We start from the raw sequence: 16,903 nt of genomic DNA on the forward strand, positions 1-16,903 counted from the left end.
CCCATGACACAGCGATCCCGCATTCGCCTGCTGGCCCTCGCGCTGGCCGCAACGTTGCCCGGCGTTCCAGGCCCGATTTCCGGCATCGGCGCAGCCCATGCCGAGACATGGCCTGCACGCCCGATACGTTTCCTGGTGCCGCTCGGCCCGGGCAGCAGCGCCGACTCCAGCGCGCGGCTGCTCGCCAGGCTTGCGGCGGAGGAACTGGGACAGCCCGTCGTGGTGGAAAACAAGCCGGGCGCGGATTCGCTGGTAGCGGTGCAGGCACTCCTGTCCGCACCGGCGGACGGGTACAGCATGCTGATGATCTCGCCGAGCTCGATGATCATCAACCCGCTGATCAACGCCTCCACGTCCTATGATCCGCAACTCGATCTCCGCCCGGTGGCCGGCATGATGCGACTCGGGGCCCTGCTGGTGACCGGCGGTGCGTCCCGCTTTCATACCCTCGCCGATGTGCTGGCCGAGGCAAGGCGGGCGCCAGGCTCGGTCAGCCTGGGCAGCTACACCGCCTACTATCGGCTCGGGGCGCTGCGCATGCAGCAGATGGCAAGCGTGACGTTCAACCAGGTCTCCTACAAGACCGCCACGCCGCTGCAGACCGACCTGGCCGGCGGCACGGTGGATGTCGCGCTGATCGATGTCGGCGGAGCGATGCCGCTGATCGCCTCCGGCAAGCTGCGCCCCCTGGCGGTGGCCGGCAAGGAACGGCACCGGTTGCTGCCATCCGTGCCGACGATCGCAGAGAGCGGACCGAAGCAGTACGAGATGGCGGGCTGGATCGGCATCGGCATTGCCGGGAAGACCCCCGAGCCTGTCGCGCAGTCAATCGAGACCGCCTTGATCAAGGCGATGAAGCGGCCGGAGTTCGTCAGGTACCTGACGGAAAACGTGGGCGCCGAGACGTTTGCGGTGTCGGGCAAGGAAATCCGGGCACTGGTTGAGTCCGAGACCGCCCACTATCGGCCGCTTGCCGGGCAGTTGCAGGCGGCGCAGCGTTGAGCGGACGGCCCGGCCTCCAGCGTATCCGGGGGCCGGAAGCGGCCGCCGATGGTCTGGCGTTTTTCGCTCAGGGCCAGTCTGGAAATTCCGTGGCCCCGTTGTTCGTCCTGCAACACCGGCGACTGGATCTTCCCGTGCGACAATCCGGGTAGCTGCTGCGCATCGCACCGCGCCCGGGGGCTTGTACCGCAGCGCGACACCCCGGGCCGCCAAAATTCATACATCATGAACCGACCAGCAGCGCTCTCATGCCCCGACTGGGTGAGGTGCGCCGAGCCGATGGAAGGCGTCGAGCGCATCGAAGCGTGGTTTCACGGCAAGGCGTATGCCATGCACCGTCACGACACCTATGCCATTGGCCGCACGCTCGCCGGCGTCCAGAGTTTCAACTATCGGCGCAGCCAGCGAAACAGCCTGCCGGGCAACACGATGGTGCTGCACCCCGACGAGATTCACGATGGCCAGGCGGGCACCGACGAAGGGTTCCGGTACAGGATGATCTACGTTGAACCCGCGCTCTTTCAGGATGTGCTCGGTGGACGCGCGCTGCCGTTCCTCGAAGGCGGCGTGACGACCGATCCGCGTCTTGCAGCGGCAACCGCGACGTTGCTGCAGCACGTCGGCCATACGCTCGAATCGCTCGAACAGAGCGATGCGCTCGCCGAACTGGCGTATGCCCTTGCCGCCGTTACTGGCACGTCCACGCGACGCCCGAAAGGCGACTTCCTCTCGGCGCGGCGCGCACGCGACTATTTGCACGCGAACTGCGCCCGCGTCGTCACGCTCGTCGAACTGGAAGCTGCGACGGGCCGCGATCGCTGGAGCCTGTCGCACGACTTTCGCACGTTCTACGGCACGAGCCCGTACCGCTATCTGACGATGCGGCGCCTCGATGCGGTGCGCCGCATGCTGCTCGCCGGCACCTCGCTCGCCCACGCCGCCGCGGCCGCGGGTTTTGCTGACCAGAGCCACATGACGCGCCACTTCTCGAAAGCATTCGGGCTGACGCCGGGGCGCTGGCTCCAGGCCGCGGGCAGCGTCCACCGCACCTGAAAACAGCCACGATCGTTCAATACGGACGCAAGGAGCATGCGTATCCTCGGCGCATTGACCTTTGAACGGAGAGAACGATGGACCAATCCTCGAACCACACCACCGCGCCGGCCGAACGCGGCCAGTGCCAGGCCATCGACCTGGCCGGCAAGATCGCGCAGATCAACGGTCACTGGCAACCGCGCGTCGTCGCTGAAATGAACGACTATCAGTTCAAGGTCGTGAAGGTCGAAGGCGAGTTCCAGTGGCATCGGCACAACGATACGGATGAAGCGTTCATCGTGCTCGAGGGCGAGCTGCGCATCGATGTCCGCGCGGGCCCTTTGGGCGACAGTTCTATCGTGCTGCGCGCCGGCCAGATGGCGGTGGTGCCCAAGGGCGTCGAGCACAAGCCCTGTGCAGACGCAGAAGTGAAGCTGCTGCTGATCGAGCCGCGAGGTGTGGTGAACACAGGCGACGGTGCGACGGGCGAGCGTACTGTCGAGAACGACCAGTGGATCTGATGCGGCCCCGGCATATAACGTTTGCGGATGCTTCTATAAGCCGGTCGGCAATAGCTTCCCCAGCGCGTCCTGGATCGTCTTGATGATGTAGGTCTGGCGCTGACGCTGCATGCGTGCCAGCGGCGCGGCTACGCTGATGGCGGCCAACGGCACGCCGCCCGTGGCGGGAATGGCAATGCCCACCCCGAGGGTGTCAGTGGCTACATGGTTACCGACGACAGACCAGCCTCGCTCGCGCGTGGCTTTCAGCAATAGCTGCATGCGTTCGGGCGTCATCCCGCCGTAGCTGCCCAAGGTCGCGGCGTTGGCGGCAATCATTGCGGCGGCTTCGTGTTCAGGTAACGAAGCCAGCAGCGCAAGTCCGGCGGCGCCGACCCCCAAAGGCTGGCGGCGGCCAACCTGCACGATCAGCACCTGGACGGGGAACGTGCCGATCTGGCGGGCGATGCAGTGTGACTGAGCGCCATCGCGCACCACCGCGAATGCAGAGTCTTCGGTAATTTCGCTGATGTGCCGCAGCACGGGTTGTAGCCGCGTCGCGAGTTCGTTGACGGGCGCGCCGCCGGAGACGTCCTGGATGCGCGGCCCGGGCACATACCAGTACCTGTCCCGCTTGGCCACGTAGCCCGCGGCGATCAGCGTGCTCAAGAGCCGATAGACCGTAGCCCGTTCCAGCATGCAAAGCCGCATGATCTCCATTACCCGTACGCCGCCCCGGGCGTGTTGCCGCACGCAGTCAAGCACGTCCAGGCCACGCTGCAACGAGCGGTTGCCATCGTCGATGTGCGTTGTCGTCACATTTTAGCCATTTGTTGGTTTGTCCGGCAGGCGGACATTGTAGCCTTCCCAGCGATCGTGATAAGCGGAAAACTTCATCCCAGCCGAGCCCGCACCGGTCACCTGGCGTAGCGGAGACAGACGGCACATAACCAGACTGGAGACAAGCATGACCTTGGCAATGTTGCGCCTGCGGTGGACACAGACCTCATGTGCCCTGATGCTGGCGTTGGCGCTTGGCCCGACGCTGGCCACCGCGCAGGACACCGCGGCAGGTACCTATCCAAGCCGCCCCGTCACCATCATCGTGCCGTTTGCTGCCGGCGGCGGCACGGACATCGTGGCCCGCATGCTTGGCAATGAACTGGGCAAGCGCTGGAAGACCAGCGTCGTGGTGGAAAACAAGCCAGGCGCCAGCGGCCAGATCGGCAATGCACTGGCGGCCCGTGCCAAGCCTGACGGCTACACGCTCCTGCTCTCCACCACCGCGCTGATCCAGGAGCCCGGCCTCTACAAGAAGCTGCCGTACACGGCGGTAAAGGACTTCACTCCGGTAGCCCAGGTGGCCACCTCCACCAACTTCCTCGTGGTTCCCGCATCGTCACCGGCCAACACGCTCAAGGAATTCATCGCCTATGCCAGGGGCCATCAGGGGCGCCTCAGCTACGGCTCGAACGGCAATGGCGGCTCCTCGCACCTGCACGGCTCGCTGTTCAATTCTGCCAACAGGCTCGAGATGGTCCACGTGCCGTTCGCGGGCTCCGCGCCGCTGCTGACGGCGTTGCTGGGCCAGCAGGTCGACGCCGCCTTCGTCGATATCTCGCCGCTACGCGCGCAGCTGGGCGGCGGCAAGCTGAAGGTGCTGGCCGGCACGGGACCGAAGCGCTCGGTGCTGCTGCCGAATGTGCCGACGATGAGCGAGGAAGGCATCGCGGGTTTCGAGCCCGTGGGCTGGTTTGGCATGTTCGTGCCATCCGGCGTTCCCGCGCCGATCCGCAAGACGATCTCCTACGCCGTGGTCGATGCACTGAAGTCCCCGGAGATCGTCAAGCGAATCGAGGAACTGGGGCTGGCGCCCGCGCAGGTGGCCCCGGACGCGTTTGCGGAACGCATGCGCGAAGACACCCCCAAGTGGGAACAGATGATCAAGGCTGGTAACGTAACGGTGGAATGACATGCAACTCTCTCCTGAACTGACGCACGGCGGCACGATTGCGGACCTCGTGATCGGCGCGATCGAGCGCTTTCCCGAGCGCACGGCGTTTGCCAGCGACGATGCCACGATCAGCTACGCGGCACTGGGCCAGCGCATCAGCCAGATCGCGCAGCACTTCGACAGCCTGGGCCTGAAGCCCGGCGACACCGTGGCGCAACTGGCCGTGAACCGCTTCGAGGTGTTTGCGATCGTCGCCGCGGTCTATCTGCGCGGTTTGCGCTCCGTCATGCTGCACGCCATGGGCAGCGAGGCCGACCACGAGTTCGTCCTTGATGACTGCGGTGCCAGCGTGGTGATCGTCGACGCCTATCACCAGGCGCGCGGCCAGGCGCTGCGCAAGCGCTGCGGCAAGGTGCGGGCATGGATGTCGCTGGGTGCAATTCCGGGTTTCGACGCGCTGGACGACGCGATGCAGGCCTACCAGCCGGCGCCGCTCGTGGCCTTTGGCGACGCGGAACTGGTGGTCCGCGTGGCCTATACCGGAGGAACGACCGGTCGCCCCAAGGGCGTGATGCTGTCCAACCGCGCGCTGGCGACCAATGTGGTGCTGGACCTGTCTGCCAAGGAATGGCCGGCCGACGTCAAGTATCTCTGCGTAGCGCCGATCTCGCATGGCGCCGGATCGCTGGTGGTTCCCACGCTGATGCGCGGTGGCTGCATTACGCTGATGCGGGGCTTCTCGGCCGACGGCCTGATCGACACGATCAACAAATACGGCTGCAACGTGACGTGGCTGGTGCCCACCATGCTGTACGCGCTGCTGGATTGCGCGCGCGTGAAAGAGGTCGACTGGTCGAAGTTCCATTCGCTGATCTACAGCGCGGCGCCCACCTCGCCCTCGCGCATCCGCCAGGCGCTGGATCTTCTGGGTCCCATCCTGATCCAGAGCTACGGGCAGACGGAGTCGCCGAACTCGATCCTGATCCTGGGCAAGCACGATCATCCGCGCCTGAGCGATGCGCAACTGGCTTCGGCCGGACGCCCCTATCCGCTGATGCGCGTCTGCCTGCTCGATGCCGACGGTGCCGAGGTGGCGGCCGGCGAGCGTGGCGAGGTCTGCGTGCGCGGGCCGTTGCTGATGTCGGGCTATCTCAACAATCCGGCGGAAACGGCATCGACGCTCAAGGACGGCTGGCTCCACACTGGCGATATTGCGTACAAGGATGCCGATGGCCTGTACTACATCGTCGACCGCAAGAAGGACATGATCATTTCGGGCGGATTCAACGTGTATCCCAAGGAGATCGAGGACACCATCTGCGCGCATCCGTCGGTGGCCTCGGCGGCCGTGATCGGCATTCCCGACGAAAAATGGGGCGAGATGGTCATGGCCTATGTGCAACTGAAGGACGGCTGCCAGGTGTCGGAGGACGAGATTGCCGCAGCGGTGCGCCAGGCCAAGGGCACCGTGGCGACGCCCAAGCGGGTGGAGATCATCGCTGCGTTGCCGCTCACGCCGCTCGGCAAGATCGACAAGAAGGCGCTGCGGTCCCGCCACTGGACCGCGGGTGCGCGGTCCGTCCATTGATGAGGCCGACCATGAACCAGACCCACGCCTATATCTGCGGCGCCTACGAGCACCCGACGCGGCACGCGCCGGACAAGTCGGTCGCCCAGCTCCACGCCGAATGCGCCAGGGGGGCGCTGGCCGATGCGGGGCTCACGCTGGCCGATGTCGACGGCTACTTCTGCGCGGGCGATGTGCCGGGCGGCACGCCGCTGCTGATGGCCGACTACCTGAACCTGCGGCTGCGCTGGCTCGACGGCACGGAGCTTGGCGGATGCTCCTACATTTCGCTGGTGTCGCACGCGGCGGCGGCCATCGCGGCAGGCAAGTGCTCGGTGGCACTGATCACCATGGCGGGGCGCCCGCGCAGCACCGGACAGTCGGTAGGCGTCAAGCCACGCGCGTTGAGCCCGGACCGCCCCGAAGCCGTCTGGGACAGCCCGAGCCAGTGGACCATCGCCACCATCTACGGCATGGCGGCGCAGCGCCACATGCACGAATTCGGCACCACCGCGGAGCAGATGGCGTGGGTCAAGGTGGCCGCTTCGACCCATGCGCAACACAATCCGCATGCGTTCCTGCCCAAGCTTGTCACGGTCGAAGATGTATTGGCGTCGGGCGTCATTGCCGATCCGCTGCACAAGATGGACTGCTGCGTGGTCACCGACGGTGGCGGGGCGCTGGTGGTAACCAGCGCGGCCGTGGCGCGTTCGCTCAAGCGGCCCTTGGTCAAGGTACTGGGCACCGGCGAAACCGTGCACACCAATCAGGGGGGGATGGTGGACCTGACCGTCACGGGCGCCACGAAGGCGGGCACGGAAGCCTTCGCGCAGGCCGGGCTTGGGCCGAAGGACATCCAGTACGCGTCCATTTATGACAATTTCACCATCATGGTCATCATGCAACTGGAAGACCTCAGCTTTTGCAAGAAGGGGCAGGGTGGCGCGTTCGTGGCCGACGGCAACCTGATTTCCGGCAAGGGCCAACTGCCGTGGAACACCGACGGTGGCGGGCTGTGCAACAACCATCCGCAGAATCGCGGCGGCATGACCAAAGTCGTCGAGGCCGTCAGGCAATTGCGAGGCGAAGCCCATCCGCAGGTGCAGGTGCCGGACTGTTCCATCGCGATGGCATCTGGGCCCGGCCTCGTGCTCGGCGGTGGCCATGCGTACTCCGCGCTGGTTCTGGAAAGGGAGTGAAAAAATGACCCCGACATCGTTTCTGGAAGATCCGTACGTGGCGGCCAACCCCGAGAGCCTGCCATTCTGGCGCGCGGCCGAGGAAGGCGTGCTGCTTGGCAAGTCCTGTAGTGACTGCGGCAAGGTGCACTGGTACCCGCGCGAGATCTGCCCGTTCTGCGGCAGCGACCAGACAGAATGGAAGCCGCTCAGCGGGCGCGGCACGGTCTACGCGTTCTCCACGTTGCGGCGCGCCGCGCAACCCTATACGGTGGCCTACGTGCGATTGGCGGAAGGCCCCACGATGCTGACCAACCTGGTCGAGATCGATGATGCCGACATGCGGGTCGGCATGCCGGTCCGGGTGGTCTTCCGGCGCACCGAGGAAGGCCGTATTGCGCCGAAGTTCGCCGCGGAGGTGGTTTGATGAATCATCCGCGCTAAGTGAGGATAAGAGACATGGAAACAGCTTTCCCGATGCCGCTGCGCCTTGACGGCCGGCATGTGTTCGTTGCGGGTGGTGGTTCGGCCGGACCGGGCTGGAGCATCGGACGCGCCGCGTCGGTACTGTACGCCCGGCTCGGCGCCAGCGTATCGGTGGCCGACTGCGACGAAGCGTCTGCCCGCGAGACCTTGCGGCTGATCGAGCAAGAGGGCGGCCGCGCGGTTGCCCTTTTTGGTGACGTGACGCTCGAGCAGGAGGTCGGGCGGCTCTTTGCCGAGGCGCGCGATGCATTCGGGCCGGTGGACGTGCTGCACTACAACGTCGGCATCGGCAAGGTAGGTGGCGCCATGGAAACGAGCGCGGCCGACATGGCGCGCATACACGGCGCCAATGTCGGCGGCCTGCTGTTGTGCGCGCAAGCGGTGCTTCCAGGCATGAAGGAGCAGCGGCGCGGTGCCATCGTCGCCATCTCGTCCATCGCGGGCCATCGCTATCTCGGCTATCCCCACCTCGCGTATGGCGTGACGAAAGCCGCCACCGAGCAATACATCCGGCTGGTGGCACATGAATACGCGGCCGACGGCATCCGCGCCAACACGGTGGTGCCCGGGTTGATCGATACCCCGCGGATCGCCAGCACGGTGGCAAAGATGTACGACGCGGAAGACTTCGATCGAGCCAGGCAGGAGCGTGCGCGTCAGGTGCCCGTGGGCCGCATGGGCACCGCGTGGGACGTGGCGCATGCTTGCGCCTTTCTCGTATCGGACGCCGCGGCGTACATCACGGGGACCGAGTTGATGGTCGATGGTGGTATCACCGGAAAATTCATCTGATACATGGCTTCGGCGCGGTGCCTGGCGAGCTTGGGTAGCGTATGCAGTGCACCACGCAAGCGCCCATCACCGCCACGCGAGGCATCTTCCCGGCATGCGTGGGCTTCTACCTCTTTCACTTTCGATCACCTAGAATCGATTGGATCATTCGGCAGGGCGGGCGTCACGCGGAGCATGTACGCGGAACCGGCGCGCACCGCATGAGTGAGTGAAGTAGCGTCCGGGCACTGTAGGCCGGGAGTTGCATGAGCGCCACCTGCCTGAGCTCATGCCAGCAGCGTTGCATCGGCCGGGCTCCATCGCCCCCGCCACAGTGACGCGCTATGGAATTGCGTCGCGCAAGCCGTCGGACGACGGCTACCTTTGTCGCGCACGTCGTAATCACGGTGCTTTGCATGTCATGGAGAGCCGAGATGCCCGATCCTGTTTATCGCGCCGACCGTACCGGCCTGCTGCTGGTCGATCCGTACAACGACTTTCTGTCCGAGGGCGGAAAGGTATTTCCGATGATCAAGGAAATCGCCGCCGAAGTCGGACTGCTGGACAATCTGCGCACGACGGTCGCCGCCGTGCGCAAAGCCAATATCCAGGTGTTCTACGTGCCGCACCGTCGCTGGCAACCCGGCGACTATGACAACTGGGATCATCCCAATCCGACGCAACGCCTTGTCCAGGAGCGCCACACATTCGAGCTGGGAACGTGGGGTGGCGAATGGCATCCCGATTTCATACCTCAGGCGAACGACATCATCATCAAGGAGCACTGGGCCCAAAGTGGATTCGCCAACACCGATCTCGACTTCCAGTTGAAACAGCAGGGTGTCACGCATGTCGTGATCGTCGGCCTGCTGGCGAATACCTGCATTGAATCCACAAGCCGCTTTGCCATGGAACTGGGCTATCACGTCACGCTTGTGCGCGATGCCACCGCGGCATTCAGCAAGGAAATGATGCGCGCGGCGCATGAACTCAATGGCCCCACCTTCGCCCATGCGATTCTGACGACGGCCGAGCTGACCGCTGCCCTGTCTGACGTCGAGCGGAGGCAGTCATGACGCTCACGGGTGGTCTTCTCATTGGTGCAGAGGAAGTCGCCCCAGGTGCGGGCACGATGAAGGCGCTGAATCCGGCAACGAATCTCGAAATCGAGCCGCCGTTCGCATTTGGCGGCATCGCGGAAGTCGACCGGGCGGCAAAGCTGGCCGATGACGCCTTCGACAGCTATAACAACACCAGTCTTGCAGAGCGGGCCGCGTTCCTCGAGCGCATCGCGGATGGCGTCGACGCCATCGCCCAGGCGCTTGCCCAACGGACTTCGCTCGAGACGGGCTTGCCGGTCGCCCAGCTCGAAGGAGAAGCCGCAAAGGCGGCGGCCCAATTCCGCCAGTTCGCGAATGTCGTGCGCCAGGGACGTTTCCGCCAGGCCACGATCGATCCCGCCCAGCCTGAGCGTCAGCCGCGTGCGCGAATGGACCATCGCATGCAGAAGATCGCCCTCGGTCCGGTCGCCATCTTTGGCGCGAGCAACTTTCCGATCTCCTACTCTGTCGCCGGCGGCGATACGGCCTCGGCGCTGGCCGCTGGTTGTCCGGTCATTCTGAAGGCACACAATGCGCACCCGGGCGCGTCCGAAATGCAGGCGCGCGTGATCCGGCAGGCGGTGAAGGATTCCGGGCTGCATGAAGGTGTCTTTTCTCTCGTGCGTGGCGGCGGCAATGAAATCGGCGAGGCGCTCGTCGATCATCCGCTTGTCAAGGGCGTCACCTTCACGGGCTCCGAAGGCGGCGGCATGGCGCTGTTCCGACGCGCGCAGCAGCGCCCTGATCCGATTCCCGTCTTCACCGAAATGACGAGCGTCAATCCGACCTTTGTCTTGCCGGCCGCGCTGGCCTCGCGAGGCGGCGAGATTGGCGATGGATTCGCCGAGCGCATGCTTGTCACTGTCGGACAGGCCTGCCTCAAGCCGGCCATCCTGCTTGCCATTAACGGCCGGGGTTACGAAGAGATGAAGCAGGCAATGCGCGCACGTGTGCAAGCCATGCACGCGCGCACCATGCTTACGCCGGGCATCAACACCGCGTATCGCAGGAACCTCGAGCGGCTGTCCAGCGCCGGGGCCGAACGAATCGCCGCTGGCGGCGATCCGCAAGGCATGTGGGAAGGCCAGTCGATGCTCTTCGAAGTCGACGGCGCGCGTGCCCTTGAAGAACCATCGCTGTCGGCGGAGGTTTTTGGACCTGCCGCGCTGATCATCCGGGTGAAGGACGAAGCGCAGCTCTTCGCAATGGCAAGGCAGTTCGGCGGACAGCTTTCCACCACGATGCAGATCGACCCGGATGACTACGCGATGGCCGGCCGGCTGCTGCCGATTCTGGAGCGCCGGACAGGGCGAATCGTCATCAACGCGTTCTCGCATCCGCAGGAGGTGTCGTACGCGTCGATCCATGGCGGGCCATTTCCCGCAACTTCCGACAGCCGCTTCACCTCTGTCGGCATGAGCGCAATCGAGCGATTCTTGCGCCCGGTCTGTTACCAGGGCTTTCCCGACAAGCTGTTGCCTGAAGCGCTGAAGCACCGGAATCCTTCTGGTATCTGGCGTCTCACCGACGGGGAACCGTCAACGGCCTGATCCGCGCCGGCCATCGCCCCGGACGATGCGCGACCCGCTTGATCGTGCGGGTTGCGCGCTTGCGCATTGCTTCGCGCGCTTGATGCACGCCGACAGGAGCTTGCATGGAACCCGATATCCTTCCCGAACACCCGCCACGCCGCCGCTTCTTCGGCGTGTCGGCGGCCGCGATTGCGGCGACATCGTTCAGCCAGTACGCCCTGGCCGATGCCACCATCGTTGACGTTTCCCGGGCGGCGAGCGGAGACAAGAGCGCTATTCGTCCACTTCGCGTCCGTGTTCCGGAGTCGCAGCTTGTCGAGCTGCGCAGGCGGGTCAAGGCGACCCGGTGGCCGGAGCGTGAGACGGTAACGGACGCATCGCAGGGGGTGCAGCTCGCAACGATGCAGAACCTGGCGCGCTATTGGGCAAGCAGCTACGACTGGCGCCGGATCGAGGCAAAGCTGAATGCGGTTCCGAACTTCGTTACCGAGATCGACGGGCTCGACATTCACTTCATTCACGTTCGATCGAAACAGAAGGACGCTCTCCCGATCATCGTCACGCACGGATGGCCTGGCTCGATCATCGAACAGCTGAAGATCATCGAGCCGCTCACCAATCCGACCGCACATGGCGGCGCGGCGTCCGATGCTTTCGATATCGTGATTCCGTCGCTGCCGGGTTATGGATTCTCGGGCAAGCCGACAACGACCGGCTGGGATCCTGTGCGCACCGCGCGCGCATGGGTGGCGCTGATGAAAAAGCTTGGCTACACACGCTACGTGGCCCAGGGCGGCGATTGGGGAAATGCCGTGACCGAGCAGATGGCGCTGCTAAAGCCGCCCGAACTGCTTGGCATTCACACCAACATGCCTGCCACGGTGCCTGATGACGTCGCCAAGGCGCTCAAGTTCGGTGAGCCCGCCCCGGCCGGCCTTTCGGCCGATGAGAAGCATGCGTATGATCAGCTCGACTACTTCTACAAGCACGGTCTGGGCTACGCCCTCGAGATGGCGAACCGTCCGCAGACCCTCTACGCGATCGAGGATTCACCAGTCGGCCTGGCGGCCTGGATGATCGACCACGACGCAAGCAGCCAGGCGCTGATCTCACGTGTGTTCGATGGCGCGTCGGAAGGCCTGACCCGTGACGATATTCTCGACAACGTGACGTTGTACTGGCTGACAAACACAGGCGTTTCATCGGCGCGTCTGTATTGGGAAAACAAGCTCAACTTCTTCGAGCCGAAGCACCTTGCCATCCCCGTCGCGGTCAGCGTGTTTCCCGACGAGATATATGCGGCCCCGAAGAGCTGGGTGGAAAAGGCTTATCCCAAGCTAATGCATTTCAATCGCTTGCCCAAAGGAGGCCATTTCGCTGCCTGGGAGCAGCCAATGGTGTTCACGGAAGAGATGCGCAGCAGCTTCCGGTCATTGCGCTGAGCACGACGCTCGCACCGGTGCGGACAGCAACGCCGATCTCGTTCAGGGAATCAGCAGCAGCTTGCCTGTCGTGGCGCGACTTTCCATGTCCGCATGGGCTCTTGCAGCATCCTCCAGCCGATATTCACCGCCGATGGGCATCTGCAACTTGCCCTCGATGATCCACTGGAAGAGCCGGGCCGTCCGGGAGCGGAGCAGTTCGGGCGTATGGACGTGATCAAGAAATACGGCGTAGCCGATCTTGATGCTCTTCGGCAGCTTCATGAGGTCGAGGGGCCCCGGCCCGCCAAGGACTGGCCCATACCAGCAGAATGTGCCTGAACTACGGAGCGCATCGAGCGAGCCCTGGAAGGTCGCCGGGCCGGACCCGTCATAGACGACGTCCACGCCTTTGCCACCCGACAGGCGAACCGCTTCTTCGGCGAACTGGCCGGCTGTGTCGACGATGACGTGATCGGCACCTGCCTGCTTGGCGACTGCTGCCTTGCTCTGTGAAGACACGCGACCGATGACGTGGCCCCCCCTGAGCTTGATGATCTGCGTCAACAGAAGGCCGACTCCGCCGGCTGCCGCGTGGACCAGCGCAATGTCGCCAGGTTGCACAGGATAGAAGTCGGTCGCGAAGTGACTCGCGGTAAGGCCCGCCATCATGATCGACGCGGCGGTCCGATCATCGATTGCATCGGGCACCGCCACTACGGAGGTTGCCGGGACGACGGCCATGTCGGTGTAACTGCCCGGGGAATAGACCCAGGCCACACGCTGGCCGACCTGGATATCCTCTACGCCTTCGCCAACCGCCACGACCCGGCCTGCGCCTTCGACACCCAGCGTTTTCGGGTACGGCATCTCAGCCCAGATGTTCCCCTGGCGGACACCAATATCCATGAAATTCACGCCGGCGGCGGCTACCTCGACCAGCACCTGGCCCGCCGCGGCCACGGGATCCGGCATTTCGACACACTTGAGTACCTCGGGACCGCCAGCGCGGTCTATCACTACAGCCTTCATTTGTTGTCCTCTGTCTTGAATGTTCATTTGCAGTCCGGCCTGCCAAGCCTTGGGCTGTCGACCGCTTGAAAAGGGGGGAGCGCTCGCCTGGACCTATCTTCCGGTTAAACTATCTTCCGTTCCAGCTATAAACGTCCATTTTTTTTGTCGAATCGTACAAATTTTCTGCCGGGAGTGGTCGATTGGATCCTTTATCGGAAATCTGCGCGTCGATGCGTGTTCAGAAAGCGCTGTTCACCCGCGTCGAGGCGTCGGCGCCGTGGGGCGTGAGATCGCCGGCCGATGATGGCTTCAAGTTCGCGCTGCTCGTGCGCGGCTCCTGCGTGCTGACGACGCCCGCAAGCGAAGCCCCGGTCACCCTGCGCAGCGGCGATGTGTTCATCGCGCTCGACGGCGGCGCGTATGAGACCTATGACGCCCCCGGCTCGGCGCTGCTTGACTGCGCGGAAGTCCTGGCGAGGCAGATCGACGACAAGATCGTGATCGGCGGTGGCGGCGCCGCGTCGACCTTTATCAGCGGCTGCTTCGAAATTGACGCGCGCGACGCAGCGCCGCTCATGTCCGTACTGCCGTCGCTGCTGTTGCTGAGGGCCGGCGAAGAATCGAACCGCGCAATCGAGGACCTCCTCGGGATGCTTGCGCGCGAAACCGCGCGTCGCGACATGGGATCGGACGCGATGATCGCGCGGATCTTCGAGCTTCTGTTCATCCATGCGGTCCGCGCGTATTGCGAGCAGCAGGCATTGCCCAGGACGGGTTGGCTCGCCGTGACGTCCGATCCTCATCTGAGGCACGCGGCGCGTGCGATCCACAGCGACCTCGCGAATGAGTGGACGCTGGAATCGCTGGCGAAGATCGCCGGGATGTCCCGTTCGGCGTTCGCGGCACGCTTCAAGGAGAAAGCCGGCCAGACTGCGCTCGATTACCTGATCCGATGGCGCATGCACAAGGCCGCGCAACTGATCCGGCGCGGCGAGCTCTCGCTGCATGAGATTGCCAATTGCATCGGCTACCGATCCGAGGCTGCGTTCAACCGCATGTTCAAACGCGAAGTTGGCACGACCCCGGGCCAATTCAAGCGGGAGAGCCGAATCGCCCCCCGCTCGCCGCAACCGTCGTCCACACTGAATCGCCCTGATACGCCCGCCGTCTCCACGAGCGCTTCGAGCGGTTCGAGCGGTTCGAGGCGATTAGACAATCGGCATCACGATTCATAAGATAGGCTAATAGGTCCATCCGGCTTTGCTGGTCTAATCAGCACACCGTCTGGCAGGTACAGTTCGGATCCGCGTGGCAGCCGTGTGGACTGCCGTCTGCGAAGTACCTTTGCCTTGGAGATGGATGATGCAAACACGACAACTTGGGAAGGGCGGACTGGAAGTCTCCGCCATCGGATTCGGCTGCATGGGGCTGAGCTTTGCCTACGGGCCGCCGACGGAACGCGCCGACGCGATCAAGCTGATTCAGTCAGCGTTCGAGCAAGGTGTCACCTTCTTCGATAGCGCGGAAGCATACGGCCCGTTCGTCAACGAAGAGGTGCTCGGTGAAGCCGTGGCGCCGTTTCGCGATGGGGTCGTCATCGCCACAAAGTTCGGCTTCCGTGATGGAAATCCGAGGGCTGGACTCGACAGCCGCCCGGAACGCATTCGCGAGGTCGCAGACGCGGCGCTCAAGCGTCTGAACACCGATCGGATCGATCTGTTCTATCAACACCGGGTGGACCCGCAGGTGCCCATCGAGGACGTCGCCGGCACGGTGAGCCAATTGATCCGCGAAGGAAAGGTCAAGCATTTCGGACTGTCCGAAGCCGGCGCGCAAGCCATCCGCCGCGCTCACGCCGTCCAGCCGGTCGCGGCGCTGCAGAGCGAGTATTCGCTGTGGTGGCGCGAGCCGGAATCGGAAATCCTGCCGACTCTGGAAGAGCTCGGAATCGGCTTTGTCCCCTTCAGTCCACTCGGTAAGGGCTTTCTGACGGGGGCCATCAACGAGCACACGCAGTTCGATGCGAGCGATTTCCGCAATACCGTGCCGCGCTTTGCTCCTGAAGCCCGCAAAGCCAACCGGGCATTCGTCGAAATGCTCGCACCCATTGCATCGCGCAAAGGCGTGACGCCGGCACAAATCGCATTGTCCTGGCTACTGGCGCAACGGCCGTGGATCGTGCCCATCCCGGGCACCACGAAATTGCATCGCATCGAGGAAAACAACGCTGCCGCGAATATTGTGTTGAGCGTCGATGATCTGCGCGATATCGAGGACGCTGTCTCTCGCGTGACGGTCCATGGTGACCGATACTCGGCTCAAGGTCAGAAGATGGTCAACCGATAGGCCACGGCGATGAGCTTGTCGAATGTCACAAGGGACGTGCCATGCGGGAAAACTTCAATGACATTTTCGCCTTTCTCATCGTTGCGCGTGAAGGCAGCTTCACCAAGGCCGCCGCACAACTAGGCGTGTCCCAGTCCGCGCTCAGCCAGACGGTGCGAGCACTGGAGACGCGTCTGGGTGTGCGCCTTCTGACCCGCACCACGCGAAGCGTTACCCCGACTGTGGCCGGCGAGCGATTGCTCAGTCGGATCGGTCCAAGCTTTCAGGACATTGAATCGGAGATTGCAGCGTTGTCCGTCCTGCGGGATAAGCCCGCGGGAACGATCCGGATCTCGGCGCCGTTTCACGCCGCCGAAGCGGTCATCTGGCCCAAGCTCGAGTGCTTTCTGCGTGATCACCCGGATATTCACGTCGAAGTAAACGTTGAGCACCGCCTGATCGATATCGTCGCGGAGCGCTATGACGCGGGGGTTCGTCTGGGCGAGCGTGTGGCGAAAGACATGGTCGCCGTGCGTATCAGCCGGGACAGCCGAATGGCGGTAGTCGGCTCGCCCGGATACTTCGGTGCGCGTCAGCGACCGCTCACGCCAAAGGACCTCGCGCAACACAACTGCATCAATCTGCGCTTTCCCACATACGGCGGCTTGATGCCGTGGGAATTCGAGAAAGATGGGCACGCGCTGTCGGTACAAGTGCAAGGGCAGTGCGTATTCAACTTGAGCCCTATGGTCTTGCGTGCCGCGCTCGCGGGAAATGGACTGGCCTACCTCCCGGAACTGGTCACAGACGAGTACGTCGCCACAGGTCATCTGATTCGTGTTCTGGAGGACTGGAGCCAGGCAATCTCCGGCTATCACCTTTATTACGCGAGCCACCGGTTGACGTCACCGGCCTTCGCCTTGTTCGTGGAGGCGATGCGGGAGACACGAGACGGCGCGACGGCGCCGAGCCCGGAGCGCGACACATAGCGTCCGCTCGAGATCGCCTCGATAGATGT

16 protein-coding genes are annotated in these 16,903 nt (G+C 63.9%); 14 read left to right on the forward strand and 2 right to left on the reverse strand.

Features of this window, described 5'->3' with window-relative positions; all coding sequences use genetic code 11:
* The first annotated feature begins 3 nt into the window (after positions 1 to 3).
* From AC1DKV_RS09945 to AC1DKV_RS09955, 3 genes are all read left to right on the forward strand, one after another.
* On the forward strand, positions 4 to 1,002 hold the full coding sequence (locus tag AC1DKV_RS09945; protein WP_441614001.1) for a tripartite tricarboxylate transporter substrate binding protein: 999 nt from the start codon (positions 4 to 6) through the stop codon (positions 1,000 to 1,002).
* Between the two features lie 225 nt (positions 1,003 to 1,227).
* Positions 1,228 to 2,055, forward strand: coding sequence for an AraC family transcriptional regulator (locus AC1DKV_RS09950; protein ID WP_441614002.1), 828 nt, complete (start codon positions 1,228 to 1,230; stop codon positions 2,053 to 2,055).
* A 77-nt stretch (positions 2,056 to 2,132) separates the two neighbouring features.
* Positions 2,133 to 2,558, forward strand: a complete 426-nt coding sequence (locus AC1DKV_RS09955; RefSeq protein WP_441614003.1) for a cupin domain-containing protein — start codon at positions 2,133 to 2,135, stop codon at positions 2,556 to 2,558.
* A 33-nt stretch (positions 2,559 to 2,591) separates the two neighbouring features.
* Here the strand turns inward: AC1DKV_RS09955 and AC1DKV_RS09960 are convergent, their stop codons facing one another.
* A complete protein-coding gene (locus AC1DKV_RS09960) occupies positions 2,592 to 3,356 on the reverse strand; it encodes an IclR family transcriptional regulator (RefSeq protein ID WP_441614004.1) in 765 nt (254 codons plus the stop codon).
* 148 nt (positions 3,357 to 3,504) lie between these two features.
* On the opposite strand from AC1DKV_RS09960, the gene AC1DKV_RS09965 reads away from it, so the two are divergent.
* The 8 genes from AC1DKV_RS09965 (at position 3,505) to AC1DKV_RS10000 (ending at position 12,567) form a co-directional block, all read left to right on the forward strand.
* Entirely contained in the window at positions 3,505 to 4,509 is a 1,005-nt protein-coding gene (locus AC1DKV_RS09965; protein ID WP_441614005.1) for a Bug family tripartite tricarboxylate transporter substrate binding protein, read from the forward strand.
* Between the two features lies 1 nt (position 4,510).
* Positions 4,511 to 6,079: an AMP-binding protein gene (locus tag AC1DKV_RS09970; protein ID WP_441614006.1), complete on the forward strand. Its 1,569-nt coding sequence runs from the start codon at positions 4,511 to 4,513 to the stop codon at positions 6,077 to 6,079.
* An 11-nt stretch (positions 6,080 to 6,090) separates the two neighbouring features.
* The gene (locus AC1DKV_RS09975; RefSeq protein ID WP_441614007.1) at positions 6,091 to 7,257 is read left to right on the forward strand and encodes a thiolase domain-containing protein; all 1,167 of its coding nucleotides are present in this window, start codon (positions 6,091 to 6,093) and stop codon (positions 7,255 to 7,257) included.
* Between the two features lie 4 nt (positions 7,258 to 7,261).
* Positions 7,262 to 7,663, forward strand: a complete 402-nt coding sequence (locus tag AC1DKV_RS09980) for a Zn-ribbon domain-containing OB-fold protein (RefSeq protein WP_441649729.1) — start codon at positions 7,262 to 7,264, stop codon at positions 7,661 to 7,663.
* A gap of 32 nt (positions 7,664 to 7,695) precedes the next feature.
* Complete coding sequence (locus AC1DKV_RS09985; protein ID WP_441614009.1) at positions 7,696 to 8,514, forward strand: SDR family NAD(P)-dependent oxidoreductase; 819 nt, start codon at positions 7,696 to 7,698, stop codon at positions 8,512 to 8,514.
* A 413-nt stretch (positions 8,515 to 8,927) separates the two neighbouring features.
* Positions 8,928 to 9,569, forward strand: coding sequence for a cysteine hydrolase family protein (locus tag AC1DKV_RS09990; RefSeq protein ID WP_441614010.1), 642 nt, complete (start codon positions 8,928 to 8,930; stop codon positions 9,567 to 9,569).
* The gene (locus AC1DKV_RS09995) at positions 9,566 to 11,143 is read left to right on the forward strand and encodes an aldehyde dehydrogenase (NADP(+)) (protein WP_441614011.1); all 1,578 of its coding nucleotides are present in this window, start codon (positions 9,566 to 9,568) and stop codon (positions 11,141 to 11,143) included. The genes AC1DKV_RS09990 and AC1DKV_RS09995 overlap by 4 nt, the downstream gene beginning before the upstream one ends.
* 104 nt (positions 11,144 to 11,247) lie before the next feature.
* Complete coding sequence (locus AC1DKV_RS10000; RefSeq protein ID WP_441614012.1) at positions 11,248 to 12,567, forward strand: epoxide hydrolase family protein; 1,320 nt, start codon at positions 11,248 to 11,250, stop codon at positions 12,565 to 12,567.
* 42 nt (positions 12,568 to 12,609) lie between these two features.
* Here AC1DKV_RS10000 and AC1DKV_RS10005 read toward each other — a convergent pair whose 3' ends face one another.
* Entirely contained in the window at positions 12,610 to 13,605 is a 996-nt protein-coding gene (locus AC1DKV_RS10005) for a quinone oxidoreductase family protein (RefSeq protein WP_441614013.1), read from the reverse strand.
* A 155-nt stretch (positions 13,606 to 13,760) separates the two neighbouring features.
* Here AC1DKV_RS10005 and AC1DKV_RS10010 point away from each other — a divergent pair, with 155 nt between their 5' ends.
* From AC1DKV_RS10010 to AC1DKV_RS10020, 3 genes are all read left to right on the forward strand, one after another.
* Complete coding sequence (locus AC1DKV_RS10010) at positions 13,761 to 14,795, forward strand: AraC family transcriptional regulator (protein WP_441614014.1); 1,035 nt, start codon at positions 13,761 to 13,763, stop codon at positions 14,793 to 14,795.
* A gap of 127 nt (positions 14,796 to 14,922) precedes the next feature.
* Positions 14,923 to 15,906, forward strand: a complete 984-nt coding sequence (locus tag AC1DKV_RS10015; protein ID WP_441649731.1) for an aldo/keto reductase — start codon at positions 14,923 to 14,925, stop codon at positions 15,904 to 15,906.
* A 41-nt stretch (positions 15,907 to 15,947) separates the two neighbouring features.
* Positions 15,948 to 16,874 (forward strand): LysR family transcriptional regulator, encoded by a 927-nt coding sequence (locus AC1DKV_RS10020; RefSeq protein ID WP_441614015.1) that lies wholly within the window; start codon positions 15,948 to 15,950, stop codon positions 16,872 to 16,874.
* The last annotated feature ends 29 nt before the right edge of the window (positions 16,875 to 16,903 follow it).

Source organism: Cupriavidus sp. 05T41 (assembly GCF_056396525.1).